The sequence below is a fragment of the Streptomyces sp. NPDC107550 genome (assembly GCF_055639095.1).
This window is the reverse complement of the sequence record NZ_JBVKBC010000003.1, coordinates 42,463-56,561: the sequence shown is the minus strand read 5'-3', so window position 1 is coordinate 56,561 and position 14,099 is coordinate 42,463. Positions and strand designations below refer to the sequence as shown.

The 14,099-nt window shown below is 72.4% G+C and carries 13 protein-coding genes; 6 read left to right on the top strand and 7 right to left on the bottom strand.

What is annotated here, in order from left to right; translation table 11 throughout:
• The first annotated feature begins 93 nt into the window (after positions 1 to 93).
• A complete protein-coding gene (locus tag ACZ7LY_RS05345; protein ID WP_471623181.1) occupies positions 94 to 648 on the top strand; it encodes a hypothetical protein in 555 nt (184 codons plus the stop codon).
• 321 nt (positions 649 to 969) lie between these two features.
• Here ACZ7LY_RS05345 and ACZ7LY_RS05340 read toward each other — a convergent pair whose 3' ends face one another.
• From ACZ7LY_RS05340 to ACZ7LY_RS05320, 5 genes are all read right to left on the bottom strand, one after another.
• A complete protein-coding gene (locus ACZ7LY_RS05340) occupies positions 970 to 1,482 on the bottom strand; it encodes a hypothetical protein (RefSeq protein WP_471623180.1) in 513 nt (170 codons plus the stop codon).
• Between the two features lie 105 nt (positions 1,483 to 1,587).
• Complete coding sequence (locus ACZ7LY_RS05335; RefSeq protein ID WP_471623179.1) at positions 1,588 to 3,069, bottom strand: GntP family permease; 1,482 nt, start codon at positions 3,067 to 3,069, stop codon at positions 1,588 to 1,590.
• Positions 3,070 to 3,188: 119 nt separating this feature from the next.
• A complete protein-coding gene (locus ACZ7LY_RS05330; protein WP_471623178.1) occupies positions 3,189 to 3,611 on the bottom strand; it encodes a RidA family protein in 423 nt (140 codons plus the stop codon).
• Positions 3,608 to 4,426 carry an IclR family transcriptional regulator gene (locus ACZ7LY_RS05325; protein WP_471623177.1) on the bottom strand — a complete coding sequence of 273 codons (819 nt, stop codon included), beginning with the start codon at positions 4,424 to 4,426 and terminating at the stop codon, positions 3,608 to 3,610. The genes ACZ7LY_RS05330 and ACZ7LY_RS05325 overlap by 4 nt, the downstream gene beginning before the upstream one ends.
• Entirely contained in the window at positions 4,423 to 5,484 is a 1,062-nt protein-coding gene (locus tag ACZ7LY_RS05320; RefSeq protein ID WP_471623176.1) for a sugar kinase, read from the bottom strand. Before ACZ7LY_RS05320 ends, ACZ7LY_RS05325 begins: the two co-directional genes overlap by 4 nt.
• Before the next feature lie 135 nt (positions 5,485 to 5,619).
• On the opposite strand from ACZ7LY_RS05320, the gene ACZ7LY_RS05315 reads away from it, so the two are divergent.
• Both ACZ7LY_RS05315 and ACZ7LY_RS05310 read left to right on the top strand, forming a co-directional pair.
• Positions 5,620 to 6,921, top strand: coding sequence for an alanine racemase (locus ACZ7LY_RS05315; protein WP_471623175.1), 1,302 nt, complete (start codon positions 5,620 to 5,622; stop codon positions 6,919 to 6,921).
• Between the two features lie 219 nt (positions 6,922 to 7,140).
• Positions 7,141 to 8,754: an N-acyl-D-amino-acid deacylase family protein gene (locus ACZ7LY_RS05310; RefSeq protein WP_471623174.1), complete on the top strand. Its 1,614-nt coding sequence runs from the start codon at positions 7,141 to 7,143 to the stop codon at positions 8,752 to 8,754.
• Between the two features lie 12 nt (positions 8,755 to 8,766).
• On the opposite strand, the gene ACZ7LY_RS05305 is transcribed toward ACZ7LY_RS05310, so the two are convergent.
• Positions 8,767 to 9,387: an alpha-ketoglutarate-dependent dioxygenase AlkB gene (locus ACZ7LY_RS05305; RefSeq protein WP_471623173.1), complete on the bottom strand. Its 621-nt coding sequence runs from the start codon at positions 9,385 to 9,387 to the stop codon at positions 8,767 to 8,769.
• Between the two features lie 170 nt (positions 9,388 to 9,557).
• Here ACZ7LY_RS05305 and ACZ7LY_RS05300 point away from each other — a divergent pair, with 170 nt between their 5' ends.
• The 3 genes from ACZ7LY_RS05300 to ACZ7LY_RS05290 all read left to right on the top strand — a co-directional run bounded on the left by ACZ7LY_RS05300 (position 9,558) and on the right by ACZ7LY_RS05290 (position 12,087).
• Positions 9,558 to 10,139 carry a DUF6299 family protein gene (locus ACZ7LY_RS05300; RefSeq protein WP_471623172.1) on the top strand — a complete coding sequence of 194 codons (582 nt, stop codon included), beginning with the start codon at positions 9,558 to 9,560 and terminating at the stop codon, positions 10,137 to 10,139.
• Between the two features lie 221 nt (positions 10,140 to 10,360).
• Positions 10,361 to 11,572, top strand: a complete 1,212-nt coding sequence (locus ACZ7LY_RS05295) for a pyridoxal phosphate-dependent aminotransferase (protein ID WP_471623171.1) — start codon at positions 10,361 to 10,363, stop codon at positions 11,570 to 11,572.
• Positions 11,573 to 11,673: 101 nt separating this feature from the next.
• Positions 11,674 to 12,087 (top strand): SCO4983 family protein, encoded by a 414-nt coding sequence (locus ACZ7LY_RS05290; RefSeq protein WP_471623170.1) that lies wholly within the window; start codon positions 11,674 to 11,676, stop codon positions 12,085 to 12,087.
• Between the two features lie 103 nt (positions 12,088 to 12,190).
• Here the strand turns inward: ACZ7LY_RS05290 and ACZ7LY_RS05285 are convergent, their stop codons facing one another.
• Positions 12,191 to 14,026, bottom strand: a complete 1,836-nt coding sequence (locus ACZ7LY_RS05285) for a phosphoenolpyruvate carboxykinase (GTP) (protein ID WP_471623169.1) — start codon at positions 14,024 to 14,026, stop codon at positions 12,191 to 12,193.
• Between the last annotated feature and the right edge of the window lie 73 nt (positions 14,027 to 14,099).

The following is a 14,099-nucleotide window of genomic DNA, read 5'->3' as shown; positions in this document are numbered from 1 at the left end:
TTCCACTATTGACATGTCGGTTCCGGACGTTCTACTTTCGACATGTCACCTCAGGAACGTGATCCTGGGGGCGTCACGAGACTGGGGGACCTCATGGCCTACGTACGCAGCTTCCTGCCGTGGATCGCGGTCAGCGCGCTGATCGGGGTGATCGACGCGCGGTACGCGCTGCTGCTCGGGCTCGTTCTGGCGGTGGCGCTCACCGCGTGGCAGCGGCGGTCGGGGGTCGCGTGGGACGCGCTGGTGATCGAGGCGGGGGCGGCGGTGTTCTTCGCGGGGTGCGTGGTGGTGGCGTTCGCCTCGTCGGACCCCGAGCGGGTCGGGCACTACGCGTCGCCGGCGTCGTCGTTGTGGCTGGCGCTGATCGCGTGGGGGTCGCTGGCGGTGGGGCGGCCGTTCACGCTCGGCATCGCCCGTACGCAGGTGCCGCGGGCGCTGTGGGACAACCCCGTCTTCCACCGGGTGAACGTGGTGATCACCGTGGTGTGGGCGGTCTGCTTCTCGGTCAGCGGGGTGCTTCAGTTCGTGTGGGCGGGGAGTGGGGTGGCCCGGGGTGTCATCACGGCGGTGTTCCTGGCGGTGCCGATTGCTTTTACGGTGCGGTATCCAGCGGTGGCCCGCGCCCGAGCGACCCGCGTCCGCGACTGACCCCCACGAAATTTCTCCGGCCGAGGCCCGCTGCCCTCGACGCCCGGTCGCACCTCGCCTGCGGCCCGGTGGGTGGCTGGTCGCGCAGTTCCCCGCGCCCCTGAGGAGCGGGGCTTCGCCCCAGCTCCCCAGGGGAGGAGGTGGCGACGCAGTCGCCCCGACAGGGGCGCGGGGAACTGCGCGAGAAGCCCCACCGGCCGAAAGGTGACGAACCACGGGCAGGCCCACCCACCCAGGGGCGCGGGGAACTGCGCGAGACGGTGACTACAAGCGGCCTCCGCCGGAGAACTTCCTTAAGGGCGCCGGGGAGGAAAACGCCCGCTATTCCTCGAAGTACCGGTCCAGCGCAGCGTCAATCGCCGAGGCCCACTCCTCCGCCCGCCCCTTGGACGCCGCCTCCACATCATTGGGATACCAACGGCTGTTGGGCGTATGGACGGTCACCGTCAGCCGCTTACGGGCCGTACCGACCTCCACCGCACTGATCTCGTCCCAGTCGAACTCCGCCTCCTGGTCGTCCAGCGTGAACCGCACACCCCGCGCGTCCACGACGATGGACCCGCGCCGGTCCCGCGCCTCGACGACAGGCCCGTCGTCGTCGACCGCGTCGACCGCGTCGTCCTCGTCGCCGGCCGGCTCGGTGCGGGTCGCCACCTCCTCGGCCGGCTCGTCGGCCGGCGCGGACTCCTCGGTCCGCTCGGCGAGTTGGGGCTCCGTGACCGTGTCCTCGACGACCGTCTCCGGGACGGGAGACGTCAGGCCGGGAACGTACGCCGGGTCGAAACCGGCACCGGTGACGGGCGTGACCTTCTGACTCTCCATACGCTGCTCCACGGGCCGAAGTATGGCGGACGACTCTGTGCGGCGCTGCCCCCGGGGCCGTACGGAACGCGGGCCCGCCCCCTCGGAGCGAGCCCGGCCTCATCCGGGGGTAAGGCGCTAGACGAACAGACTGAGCACCGCGGCGACCGCGAACCCGGCGAGGGACAGGACCGACTCCAGGATCGTCCAGGAGCGGAGCGTGTCGCGCTCGGAGATGCCGAAGTACTTGGAGACCATCCAGAAGCCGCCGTCGTTGACGTGCGAGCCGAAGATGGAACCCGCGGAGATCGCCATGATGACGAGGGCGACGAACGCCTGGGAGTGGTGGCCCTCCGACAGGAGCGGGGCGACGATGCCGGCCGTGGTGACGATGGCGACCGTGGCCGAGCCCTGGGCGACGCGCAGCACGAGGGAGATCAGGTAGGCGAGGACGATGACGGGCAGGCCGACGTCGTTGAACGTGTCGGCGAGCGCCTGCGCGATGCCGCTCTCCTTGAGGACCGCGCCGAAGACACCGCCGGCGCCGACGACGAGCAGGATGTTGCCGACCGGCTTGAGCGAGGCGGTGGAGACCTGCTCAAGGGACTTGCGGGACCAGCCGCGCCGGATGCCGAGCAGGTAGTACGCGAGGAGCAGCGCGAGCGTCAGCGCGACGAAGGGGTGCCCGAAGAACTCGATGACGGAGCGGCCCGTGGAGGGGTCGAAGGCGATCGAGGAGAACGTCGATAGCAGGATCAGGACCAGCGGCGTACCGATGATGGTGAAGACGGTGCCGAGCGGGACGGGCTTCTCGGTGGGGACGACCCCGGCGGCCCGCTGGTCGGCTTCGAGCGCGGCCCTGGCCTCCTCGGCGGCCTCCACCATGTCCTGCGGTACGGGGACGAAGATCCGCTTGCCGATCCAGGCGGCCCAGCCCCACGCGGCGAGCACGGCGGGGATGCCGCAGATCATGCCCATGAGGATGACCCAGCCGAGGTCGACCTTGAGGAGCCCCGCGGCGGCGACCGGGCCGGGGTGCGGCGGCAGGAACGCGTGCGTCATCGACAGGCCGGCGAGCAGCGGCATGCAGTAGAGGATGATCGACTTGCCGCCGCGCTTGGCAGCCGCGTACACGATCGGCGCGAGGACGAAGATGCCGACGTCGAAGAAGACGGGGATGCCGAAGATCAGGCCGGTCAGGCCCATGGCGAGGGGGGCGCGCTTCTCACCGAAGAGGTTGATCAGCCGCGAGGCGAGCACTTCGGCTCCGCCGGAGACCTCCAGGACGGCGCCGAGCATCGTGCCGAGGCCGATGATGATGGCGACGTGCCCGAGGGTGCCGCCCATGCCGGACTCGATGGTGGAGACGGCGTCGGACTTCTGGACGGTGCCGAAGAGTTCGGTGACCGACAGGCCGGCGCCGAGGCCGACGGCTATGGAGACGGCGAGCAGCGCGACGAACGGCTGGAGTCTCGCCTTGATGATGAGGAACAGCAGCAGCGCGATACCGAGCGCGGCGACGGTCAGCAGACCGGGGGTACCACCGATGACGGTGAGCACACCGCCGGTGTGCGGCGGCGTGGGCGCCGGCGCGGCGGCGAGCGGAGCGAACGGGGACATCGTCGACCTCGTAAGTGCATGGGGCTTTCGGAGCAGGGGGTATCGCGGCGCGGCGCCCCTGGCTTCGAGGGGCGCCGCGCCGTGACGACGAACAGGGTGGAACCGGGGAGGCTGAGGCCTTAGCCGAGCACGGCGAGCGCGTCGATCTCGATGAGGAGGCCCTTGGGCAGACCGACGTAGACGGTCGTGCGGGCGGCGGGGGCCTCCTTGAGGCCCTGCTCCTCGAAGTAGGCGTTGTAGATCTCGTTCATCTCGGCGAAGTGGTCGACGTCCGTGAGGTAGACGCGCATCATCATGACGTCGTCCCAGGTGGCGCCGCCCTCTTCGAGGATCGCCTTGACGTTGGCGAAGGTCTGGAGGGTCTGCTCGCGCAGGGTGGGTCCGGCCGGGGTGGGGGCCTTGCCCTCCTCGGCGGGCAGGAAGCCGACCTGGCCGGCGACCTGGAGGATGTTGCCCTTCTTGACGCCGTGGGAGAACTTCGCGGGCGGCGTGGTGTGGGTGGCCGGGGTGAGGGCGGTCTTGGCGCTGGTGTGCTCGGTCATCGGGAACGCGGCTCCTTGGTGGGGGTGTGCGGGGGGACGGGGGTTGCGGACTTCGGCCCGGGGCCCGCGGCGGGTCCGGTGCCGGAGTAGTCCCGGCTGATGGCGTCGGCGGTGCGGCGCACCAGCGGGGTCAGTTGGAGGAGTTCGTCGGCGGTGACGACGACGTTGGGCGCCGAGACCGACATGGCGGCGACGACGCGGCCGTCCGCGCCCCTGATGGGGGCGCCGACGCAGTTGATGGACTCCTCGTGGCCGCCGAGGTCGGTGGCCCAGCCCTGCTCGCGGACCTTGTCCAACTCCCGCAGGAACGCTGCGGCGTTGGGGGTGGAGCGGGGCGTGTACATGGGGTAGTCGAGCCGGTCGGCGAGGGCGCGGCGCTCGGGCTCGGACAGGTCGGCGAGGAGCAGCTTGGCGACGGCGGCGACGGTGAGGGCGACGGGCTTGCCGATGCGGGAGTACATGCGCACCGGGTAGCGGCTCTCTACCTTGTCGATGTACAGCACCTCGTTCTCCTCGTAGACGGCGAGGTGGACGGTGTGGCCGCACTTCTGGTTCAGCTCGACGAGGTGGGGGTGGGCGATCTCGCGGACGTCGAGGTTCTCGACGGCTTCCTGGGCGAGGGCGAAGAGGCGGGCGCCGAGCCGGTAGCGCTGGTCGGACTGGCGGTGCACGAGGCCGTGTTCGTGCAGGGTGCGCAGCAGGCGCAGGGCGGTGGACTTGTGGACGCCGAGCCGGTCGGCGACCTGGCCCAGGTCGGCGGGTCCCTCGGCGAGCAGCGGCAGGATGCTGAGCGCGCGGTCGACGGTCTGGCTCATGGCGTACGTACCTCCTCGGCGGCCCCCGCGCCGGGGGCGGCGGCGCCGGTCCACCCGGGGCCGAGGTGCAGTGTCCCCCACGCGGCGTCGTCGAGGGCGGCCAGCCGGTCGGCGTGGGCGCGGCTCGGGGGCGCGGCGAGGTCGCCGGGGACGGTGAGGGCGGCGGCGGCGAAGAGGTGGCCGTGGCGCAGGCGGGCGGCGAGGGGCAGCCCGCGCAGGGTCGCGGAGAGGAACCCGGCGGCGAAGGCGTCGCCGGCGCCGACGGCGGCGACGACGTCGACGCGGGGGGCGGGCTCGGCGGCGCGCTCGGGGCCACAGTAGGCGACGGCTCCGAGCGCGCCGCGCTTGACGACGAGGAGGGGCGGCTCGGGCAGGGCGGCGCGGATCGCGTCGGGCCCGCCGGTGATGCCGAAGGCGTCCTCGGCCTCGTCCTCGCCGACGAAGACGAGGTCGGCGCGGCGGGCGAGGTCGAGCAGGACGCGGGCGTCGCCGCTCTCGCGCCACAGGCCGGGGCGGTGGTTGACGTCGAAGGAGACGAAGGGCGCGCTGTCGGTGAGGGTGTGCAGCAGGCGCAGGCAGTCGGCGGAGAGGGCGGCGGTGATGCCGGTGAGGTGCAGGACGCGGCCGGCGCGCAGCGCGTCGAGGTCGAGGGTGTCCGGGGACATGGCGGAGGCGGCGGACCCGGCGCGGTAGTAGGCGACCTCGTGGTCGGCGCCGGAGCGGTCGGCGGCGGTGCGGAAGTAGATGCCGGTGGGGCGGGCGGGGTCGCGGCGTACGCGGCTGACGTCGACGCCCCAGGCGCCGATGGCCTCGACGAGGTGGTCGCCGAAGCCGTCGGCGCCGACGCGGCTGATCCAGGCGGCGCGGTGTCCCGCGGCGGCGAGGACGCAGGCGACGTTGGACTCGGCGCCGCCGATGCCCCGGTCGAAGGAGGGGACGTCGGCGAGGCGCCCGGGTACGGAGGGCAGGAACGTGACCATGGACTCCCCGAGCGTGACGACGTCCGGCGCCTGGGCGTCGGTCGCGCTGTGCGGGCTTGCGGGTCCGGTGACGGTCACGGTGGGTCGCTCTCCTCGCTGGTGGGGGTCAACGGCTCCGTTGACCCGGCGTTGGCTCGGATGTTAGACAGCACTAAGCGACATACGCAATGACCGTTGCACATTTTGCAACAGTCCGCTCTGGAGGAGGGCTCCATGACCGCCGACAACGCCGTCGAGCGCCGCGAGGACCGGCTGCGGGAGCTGGCGCGCGAGCGCGTCGACTTCCGGTTCAAGGGCCTGCCGCCACGGGCCGAGGGCCGCACGGTCGCCGAGCTGGCCAAGGCCCGGCTCAACCTCTTCACGGACGGCTTCACCACGCCCGTCCTCGCCCTGTCCGCCGAGCGCCTGGAGCACAACCTCGCGCTCATGGAGTCCTACTCCGCCCGGCATGGCCTGACCTTCGCGCCGCACGGCAAGACCTCGATGGCCCCGCAGCTGTTCCACCGTCAGGTCCAGCACGGCGCCTGGGGCATCACGCTCGCCGTCCCCCACCAGGTGCGCGTGGCACGGCACTTCGGCATCGAGCGGATCTTCCTCGCCAACGAGCTGGTCGACCCGGCCGCCCTCGCCTGGCTCGCCGCCGAACTGGACGCGGACCCTTCCTTCCGCTTCGTCTGCTACGTCGATTCCGTGCGCGGCGCCGAGCAGATGGAGGCCGCCCTGACCGCCGCGGACGCCGGGCGCCCGGTGGACGTGGTCGTGGAGCTGGGCGCGGGCGAGGGCGCGCGCACCGGCGCCCGCACCGAGGCCGACTGCGCGGCGGTCGCGGACGCGGTGGCCGCCGCGACCCGGCTGCGGCTCGTCGGCGTCGCGGGCTACGAGGGCGAGGTCCCGCGGGCGGACGGCGAGCGGGTGCGGGAGTGGCTGCGCCGGCTGGTGCGGCTCGCCGCGGACTTCGACAAGGCGGGCCGCTTCGCCCAGGCCGACGAGATCGTGGTCAGCGCGGGCGGCTCGGCCTGGTTCGACGCGGTGGCCGACGTCTTCGCCGAGATCCCCGAACTGAGCGCGCCCGTACTGAAGTTGCTGCGCTCGGGCGCGTACGTCTCGCACGACGACGGGCACTACCGCCACCTCACCCCGTTCAACCGGGTCCCCGAGGAGGGCGCGCTGCACCCCGCGTTCCGGCTGTGGGCGCAGGTCGTCTCGCACCCGGCGCCCGGCCAGGCGTTCACGAACGCGGGCAAGCGCGACGCCGCATACGACCTCGATCTGCCCGAGGCGCAGGTCGTGCGGGAGGCCGGCTCCGGCACGGTCCGCGAGGCGGCCGGGATCACGGTGAGCGGCCTGTCGGACCAGCACGGCTGGCTGCGCCTGGACGAGGGCGCGCGCCTGGAGGTCGGCGACTGGCTCGGCATGGGCCTGTCCCACCCGTGCACGGCCTTCGACAAGTGGCAGCTCATCCCGGTCGTCGAGGAGGACGGCACGGTCGTGGACTACGTCCGCACGTTCTTCTAGGAGTACGGGCTCGTAGACGTACGGGCTCGTGGACGTACGGGCTCGTGGACGTACGGGCTCGTGGACGTACGGGCTCGTGGACGTACGGCCTTCCAGGCGGTACGGGCCCGGGTGCGGCGCCCTCAGGACGGGCGCCGCCCCCGGCACGCGGGGGGATCAAGGGGGCACCCACCGCTTCGGCGCGGGCCGGGGCGCGGCACGAGAAAGAGGCAGCCAGCAGTGAACCTCGTCATCAAGGACACCCGAGTGATCGACGGCGGCGGTGGCGCCTCCTACCGGGCCGACGTCCTCGTCAGCGACGGCCGGATCGCGGAGATCCACCGCGCGGACTCCCCCGGCCCGCGCCCGAGCGCCCCGCGCGTCCTCGACGCCTCGGGGCTCGCGCTCGCGCCCGGGTTCATCGACATGCACGCGCACTCGGATCTGGCGCTGCTGCGCGACCCCGACCACAGCGCGAAGGCCGCGCAGGGCGTCACGCTGGAGGTGCTGGGCCAGGACGGCCTGTCGTACGCGCCGGTCGACGACCGCACGCTGGCCCAGGTCCGCCAGGTCATCACCGGCTGGAACGGCGGCGGCGAGGGCGACACGTCCGTCGACTTCGACTGGCGCACGGTCGGCGAGTACCTGGACCGCCTCGACCGGGGCGTCGCGGTCAACGCCGCCTATCTGATCCCGCAGGGCACGGTCCGGATGTACGCGGTCGGCTGGGAGGACCGCGAGGCGACCCCGGCCGAGCTGGAGCGCATGAAGCAGCTCGTCGCGCAGGGCATGGAGGAGGGCGCGGTCGGCATGTCCTCGGGCCTGACCTACACGCCCGGCATGTACGCCAAGGACGCCGAACTGACCGAACTGTGCCGCACGGTGGCCGCGTACGACGGCTACTACTGCCCCCACCACCGCAGTTACGGCGCCGGCGCGCTCGACGCGTACCGCGAGATGGTCGAGCTGACCCGGTCCGCCGACTGCGCCCTGCACCTGGCGCACGCCACCATGAACTTCGGCGTGAACAAGGGCAAGGGCACCGCCCTGCTCACCCTGCTCGACGAGGCCATCGCGGACGGCGCCGACATCTCCCTGGACACCTACCCGTACACGCCGGGCGCGACGACGCTCGTGGCGATGCTGCCGAGCTGGGCCAACGAGGGCGGGCCCGACGCGACCCTGGACCGGCTGCGCGACGACGCGGAGGCCGAGCGCATCCGGCGGCACGTCGAGGAGATCGGCTCCGACGGCTGCCACGGCGTGCCCATGGAGTGGGACACGATCGAGGTCTCCGGGGTGAGCGACCCGGGGCTCGCGTCCTGCGTCGGCAAGACCATCGCGCAGGCAGCCCGCGAGCGCGGCGAGGCGCCCTGGGTCACGGCCCGGCGGCTGCTGCTCGCGGACAACCTCGGCACGACGATCCTCCAGCACGTCGGCCACGAGGAGAACGTCCGTACGATCATGAAGCACCCGGTGCACACGGGCGGCAGCGACGGCATCCTCCAGGGCTTCAAGCCGCATCCGCGCGCGTACGGCACGTTCCCGCAGTACCTCGGGCGCTACGCACGTGACCTGGGCGTCCTCTCCCTTGAGGAGATGGTCGCGCACCTCACCTCGCGCCCGGCGGCCCGGCTGCGGCTGCCCGACCGGGGTCTGGTCCGCGAGGGGTACCGCGCCGACCTCGTCCTGTTCGACCCGGAGACGGTCGCGGCGGGCTCCACGTTCGAGGCGCCGCGCACGCTGCCGGTCGGCATCCCGCACGTCCTGATCGACGGCCGCTTCGTCATCGAGGACGGCCGCCGCACCGACGTGCTCGCGGGCCGCTCCGTGCGCCGCACCCCCGGGCGCTGACCCGGGGGCCGCTCAGCGCACCCCGTGCGGCCGGAACTGGATGCTGATCCGGGGTCCGGTCGCACGGGCCGACTTGGGGATCGCGTGCTCCCAGGTCCGCTGGCAGGAGCCGCCCATCACGATGAGGTCGCCGTGGCCGAGGGAGCGGCGCACGGTCGCGCTCCCGCCGCCGAGCGGGCGCAGCAGCAGATCACGCGGGGCGCCGACGGAGACGATGGCGACCATGGTGTCCTGGCGGGCACCGCGCCCGATGCGGTCGCCGTGCCAGGCGACGCTGTCCCGCCCGTCGCGGTAGAAGCAGAGCCCGGCCGTGGTGAACGGCTCGCCCAGCTCGCGCGCGTAGTGCGCGGACAGCGCGTCGCGGGCGGTGGCGAGCACCGGGTGCGGCAGCGGCTCGCCCGCCCCGTAGAACTTGAGCAGCCGGGGCACGTCGACGACCCGCTCGTACATCTGGCGGCGCTCCGCCTTCCACGGGACGTGCTCGGCGAGGTGCGCGAAGAGGGCGTCGGCGCCGCTCAGCCAGCCCGGCAGTACGTCGATCCAGGCGCCGGCGCCGAGCACGGTGCGGCGCACGGGCGCGAGGGGGCCGGGTGCCGTCTCCTCGGCCTGGTCGAACAGCGATCCCTGAAGCATGCCTCCAGCCTACCCGCCTGTTCGAACATGCGCTCGATTAACGCGCCGCTTCCGGGCGGCTCGCGGCGCGCGGTCGTGTCGTAGCGGGCGATCAGGGCGTTGACCAGGCATGCGTCCGGCGGTCCGCGCCGGGCGCGGGACCTGTGGATCTCCGAGACGAGGAGTTGGACGTGGCGCGAAAGAGTTCCGTACGGGCGGGGTCGGTGCTGGCCGCCGCCGGGGTGATGGCGGCGGCGGCGCTGCTGGCGGGCGGCGCCGCCCCGGCCGGCGCGGACCAGGGCGAGCCGGGCCCCACCCCCGGCACCGGCACGGGCGCGTCGGCGCAGGACACGGCGGCGCAGAACACGGCGGCGCAGGGCACCGCGGCGCAGGGCACCGCGGCGCAGGACGCGGCGGTGAAGGACGCGGTCACCGCCGACGCCACCGGCACCATCGCCGCCGACGGCACGGTCACCCTCACCGGCACCTACCGCTGCGCGCCCGGGCTGACCAAGGGCCCGGTGTTCATCGCGTCGACGGTCCGTCAGGGTGACGTGCGCCGGGGCATCGGCGGCACGACCGCACTGTGCGACGGCGCCGAGCACACCTGGTCCAACAGCGAGAACCCGGGCAACGGCCGCGCGCCCGTCAAGCCCGGCAGGACCGAGATCGAGGCGACGCTGCTGCGCCTGGACGCGAGCAGCGGGCTGCCGCTGCCGAAGGTCGTCGCGGCGGACAAGCACGCCGTGGACCTGCGCGCGGCGGCGAACTGACCCCCGCGCGCCCGAGGCGCCGTCGCCCGACAGGGTGGGGCGTGGCGGATCTCACCCGCCCCGGCGAGCCCCGCCATCCAAGCCCCGCCCGCCCGGCGACCCGGCATTTGGGAGGCGCCGGGCGCCGCGTGCCGTCGCATCCCAGACCGGGCCTTTCGGGGCGCCTCCCGGTGGCCCGGAAAGGCGGGCGGCGGCGCGCGGCACCCCCGTAAGGTCGGACCATGCAGCTCATCCAGTCGACCAAGCTCGCCAACGTCTGCTACGAGATCCGCGGACCCGTGCTGGAGGAGGCGACGCGCCTGGAGGCGGCAGGGCACCGCATCCTGAAGCTGAACACGGGCAACCCGGCGGCGTTCGGCTTCGAGTGCCCGCCGGAGATCCTGGAGGACATGCTCCGCAACCTCGGCGGCGCGCACGGCTACGGCGACGCCAAGGGCCTGCTCGCGGCGCGGCGCGCGGTGATGATGCACTATCAGACGCTCGGCGTGGAGACCGACGTCGAGCACGTGTTCATCGGCAACGGCGTCTCCGAGCTGATCGTCATGGCCATGCAGGGCCTGCTCGACGACGGCGACGAGGTACTGGTCCCGGCCCCCGACTACCCGCTGTGGACGGCGGCCGTGTCCCTGTCGGGCGGTACGGCGGTGCACTACCGCTGCGACGAGCAGTCCGACTGGATGCCCGACCTCGCCGACATCGAGCGCAAGGTCACCGACCGCACCAAGGCGCTCGTCATCATCAACCCGAACAACCCGACGGGCGCGGTCTACAGCGACGAGATGCTGCGCGGCCTGACCGACATCGCCCGCCGCCACGGCCTGCTGGTCTGCTCCGACGAGATCTACGACAAGATCCTCTACGACGGTGCCACGCACACCCCGACGGCCGCGATCGCCCCTGACCTGATGACGCTGACGTTCAACGGCATGTCGAAGGCGTACCGGGTCGCCGGGTTCCGCGTCGGCTGGATGGCGATCTCCGGCCCGCGCGCCCACGCCGAGTCCTATATCGAGGGCCTGACGATCCTCGCCAACATGCGCCTGTGCGCGAACATGCCGGGCCAGCACGGGGTGGTCGCCGCGCTCACCGGGCGCCAGACCATCGGCGACCTCGTCCTGCCGGGCGGCCGGCTGAAGGAGCAGCGCGACACGGCGTACGACCTGCTCACCCAGATCCCGGGCGTCACCTGCGTCAAGCCGAAGGGCGCGCTGTATCTCTTCCCGCGCCTCGACCCGAAGGTCTTCAAGATCAAGGACGACCGGCAGATGGTGCTCGACCTGCTGCGCGCGGAGAAGATCATGGTCGTCCAGGGCACCGGCTTCAACTGGCCGGACCCCGACCACTTCCGCGTGGTCACCCTGCCCACGGCGGAGCAGCTCCGCGAGGCCGTGACCCGGATCGGCACGTTCCTGGACGGCTACTCCCAGGTCTGACCCGGGGCGGAAGGGCCGGCGCGGCTACTTTGGACAAGTTCTAACTTAGACTCGTTCTAAGGTACGATGGAGGCCAAGCTACCCCGTTCCTGGAGGCCCCCATGTACGAGCCGATCCGCTCCAAGTCGGTCCACTCCGTGGCGGCCGACAGCAGCGGCGACTTCCCGCACCGCTCGCGCGAGGAGGAGCTGGACATCCAGCTCGCGGGGCACCTCGGCGCACTGCTCGCCGTCACCGACGAGCTGCGCGCCCTCGCCCCCGGCGCGGATCTGGACGAGGCGGCCGAGGCGCTGTCGGCGCAGGTCGCGCGGTTGCGGGGCGGTCACGCACCGGTGCGTTCCGCGGTGGCCGCCGCCATCCACGAGCCGCATCTCGCGGCGCTGCACCAGCGGGCGCACGCGCTGGCCGGGCGGGCCCTGGTCGTCGCCGCGTCCCGCGCGGACACGGCGGCCGCGATCCTGGCCGCGACGCGCATGGAGTACCACGCGGACGCCGGACGCCTGGTGGCGGCCTGACCGCCGCCCCGCACCGGCGCCCCCACCCCCGTACACCGGGCACGAGACGCGAGAAGGCCCCCCGCACGCCGTTGTGCGGGGGGCCTTCTCAGGTCGGGCGGGGTCAGCCGAGACGGTCGACCAGCTTGCGGTACTCGTCCCACAACGCGGCCGGCGTGTGATCGCCGAACGTGTTCAGGTGGGCCGGTACGAGCGCGGCCTCTTCGCGCCAGACCTCCTTGTCGACGGTCAGCAGGAACTCCAGGTCCTTGTCGGCCAGATCCAGGCCGTCGGTGTCCAGGGAGTCCTTGGCCGGAAGGATGCCGATCGGGGTCTCGACACCCTCCGCCTTGCCGTCGAGGCGGTCCACGATCCACTTCAGGACGCGCGAGTTCTCCCCGAACCCGGGCCACACGAAGCGGCCCTCGGCGTCCTTGCGGAACCAGTTGACGTAGTAGATCTTGGGGAGCTTCGCCGGGTCCTTGTCCTCGGCGACCTTCACCCAGTGGGCCATGTAGTCGCCCATGTTGTAGCCGCAGAAGGGCAGCATGGCGAACGGGTCGCGGCGCAGCTCACCGACCTTGCCCTCGGCGGCGGCGGTCTTCTCGGAGGCCACGTTGGCGCCGAGGAAGACGCCGTGGTTCCAGTCGAAGGACTCCGTGACCAGCGGCACGGCCGAGGCGCGGCGCCCGCCGAACAGGATCGCCGAGATCGGCACGCCCTTGGGGTCCTCCCACTCGGGCGCGATGATCGGGCACTGCGACGCGGGGACCGTGAAGCGGGCGTTGGGGTGCGCGGCCGGGGTGTCCGACGCGGGCGTCCAGTCGTTGCCCTTCCAGTCGGTCAGGTGGGCCGGGGTCTCCTCCGTCATGCCCTCCCACCACACGTCGCCGTCGTCGGTGAGCGCGACGTTGGTGAAGACGGAGTTGCCCCACAGGGTCTTCATCGCGTTGGCGTTGGTGTGCTCGCCGGTGCCGGGGGCCACGCCGAAGAAGCCGGCCTCGGGGTTGATCGCGTACAGCCGGCCGTCCTCGCCGAACCGCATCCACGCGATGTCGTCACCGATCGTCTCGACGGTCCAGCCGGAGATCGTGGGCTCCAGCATCGCCAGGTTCGTCTTGCCGCACGCCGACGGGAACGCGGCGGCGACGTACTTCGACTCGCCCTGCGGCGGGGTCAGCTTGAGGATCAGCATGTGCTCGGCGAGCCAGCCCTCGTCGCGGGCCATGACGGAGGCGATGCGCAGGGCGTAGCACTTCTTGCCCAGCAGCGCGTTGCCCCCGTAGCCCGACCCGTAGGACCAGATCTCGCGGGACTCGGGGAAGTGCGAGATGTACTTCGTGCTGTTGCACGGCCACGGCACGTCCTGCTCGCCCTCGGCCAGCGGCGCGCCCAGCGTGTGCACGGCCTTCACGAAGAAGCCGTCGGAGCCCAGCTCGTCCAGGACGGGCTGCCCCATCCGGGTCATCGTGCGCATGGACACGGCGACGTACGCCGAGTCGGTGATCTCGACGCCGATCGCGGACAGCGGCGAGCCGAGGGGGCCCATGCAGAACGGGACGACGTACATCGTCCGGCCCTTCATCGAGCCGCGGAAGACGCCCTGCTCACCGGCGAAGATCTCCCGCATCTCGGCGGGGTCCTTCCAGTGGTTCGTCGGGCCGGCGTCCTCCTCCTTCTCGGAGCAGATGAACGTGCGGTCCTCGACCCGGGCGACATCCGTGGGGTCGGAGGCGGCGTAGTAGGAGTTCGGGCGCTTGACCGGGTCGAGCTTCTTGAACGTCCCCTTGGCCACCAGTTCCTCGGCCAGACGCTCGTACTCGGCCTCCGAGCCGTCGCACCAGACCACGCGGTCCGGCTGGGTCAGCCCGGCGATCTCGTCGACCCACGAGATCAGGCCCTGGTGGTCGGTCGGGAGGGTGGTGTTCCGGGAAACGGGAGCCGCGATGTCGCGCGCCACGATCGCTCCTAATAGTGATGTCGAGTTGGGTGCCCCGTGGGGGCTGCGACCCGGACGCTGCGCCTCCCGTTCC

Excerpts from the sequence above, each read along its gene's own strand:
- ACZ7LY_RS05325 (WP_471623177.1), bottom strand. The coding sequence starts at position 4,426 with ATGAGCCAGACCGTCGACCGCGCGCTCAGCATCCTGCCGCTGCTCGCC.
- ACZ7LY_RS05335 (WP_471623179.1), bottom strand. The coding sequence starts at position 3,069 with ATGTCCCCGTTCGCTCCGCTCGCCGCCGCGCCGGCGCCCACGCCGCCG.
- ACZ7LY_RS05290 (WP_471623170.1), top strand. The coding sequence starts at position 11,674 with ATGTACGAGCCGATCCGCTCCAAGTCGGTCCACTCCGTGGCGGCCGAC.
- ACZ7LY_RS05345 (WP_471623181.1), top strand. The coding sequence starts at position 94 with ATGGCCTACGTACGCAGCTTCCTGCCGTGGATCGCGGTCAGCGCGCTG.
- ACZ7LY_RS05305 (WP_471623173.1), bottom strand. The coding sequence starts at position 9,387 with ATGCTTCAGGGATCGCTGTTCGACCAGGCCGAGGAGACGGCACCCGGC.
- ACZ7LY_RS05330 (WP_471623178.1), bottom strand. The coding sequence starts at position 3,611 with ATGACCGAGCACACCAGCGCCAAGACCGCCCTCACCCCGGCCACCCAC.
- ACZ7LY_RS05315 (WP_471623175.1), top strand. The coding sequence starts at position 5,620 with ATGACCGCCGACAACGCCGTCGAGCGCCGCGAGGACCGGCTGCGGGAG.
- ACZ7LY_RS05295 (WP_471623171.1), top strand. The coding sequence starts at position 10,361 with ATGCAGCTCATCCAGTCGACCAAGCTCGCCAACGTCTGCTACGAGATC.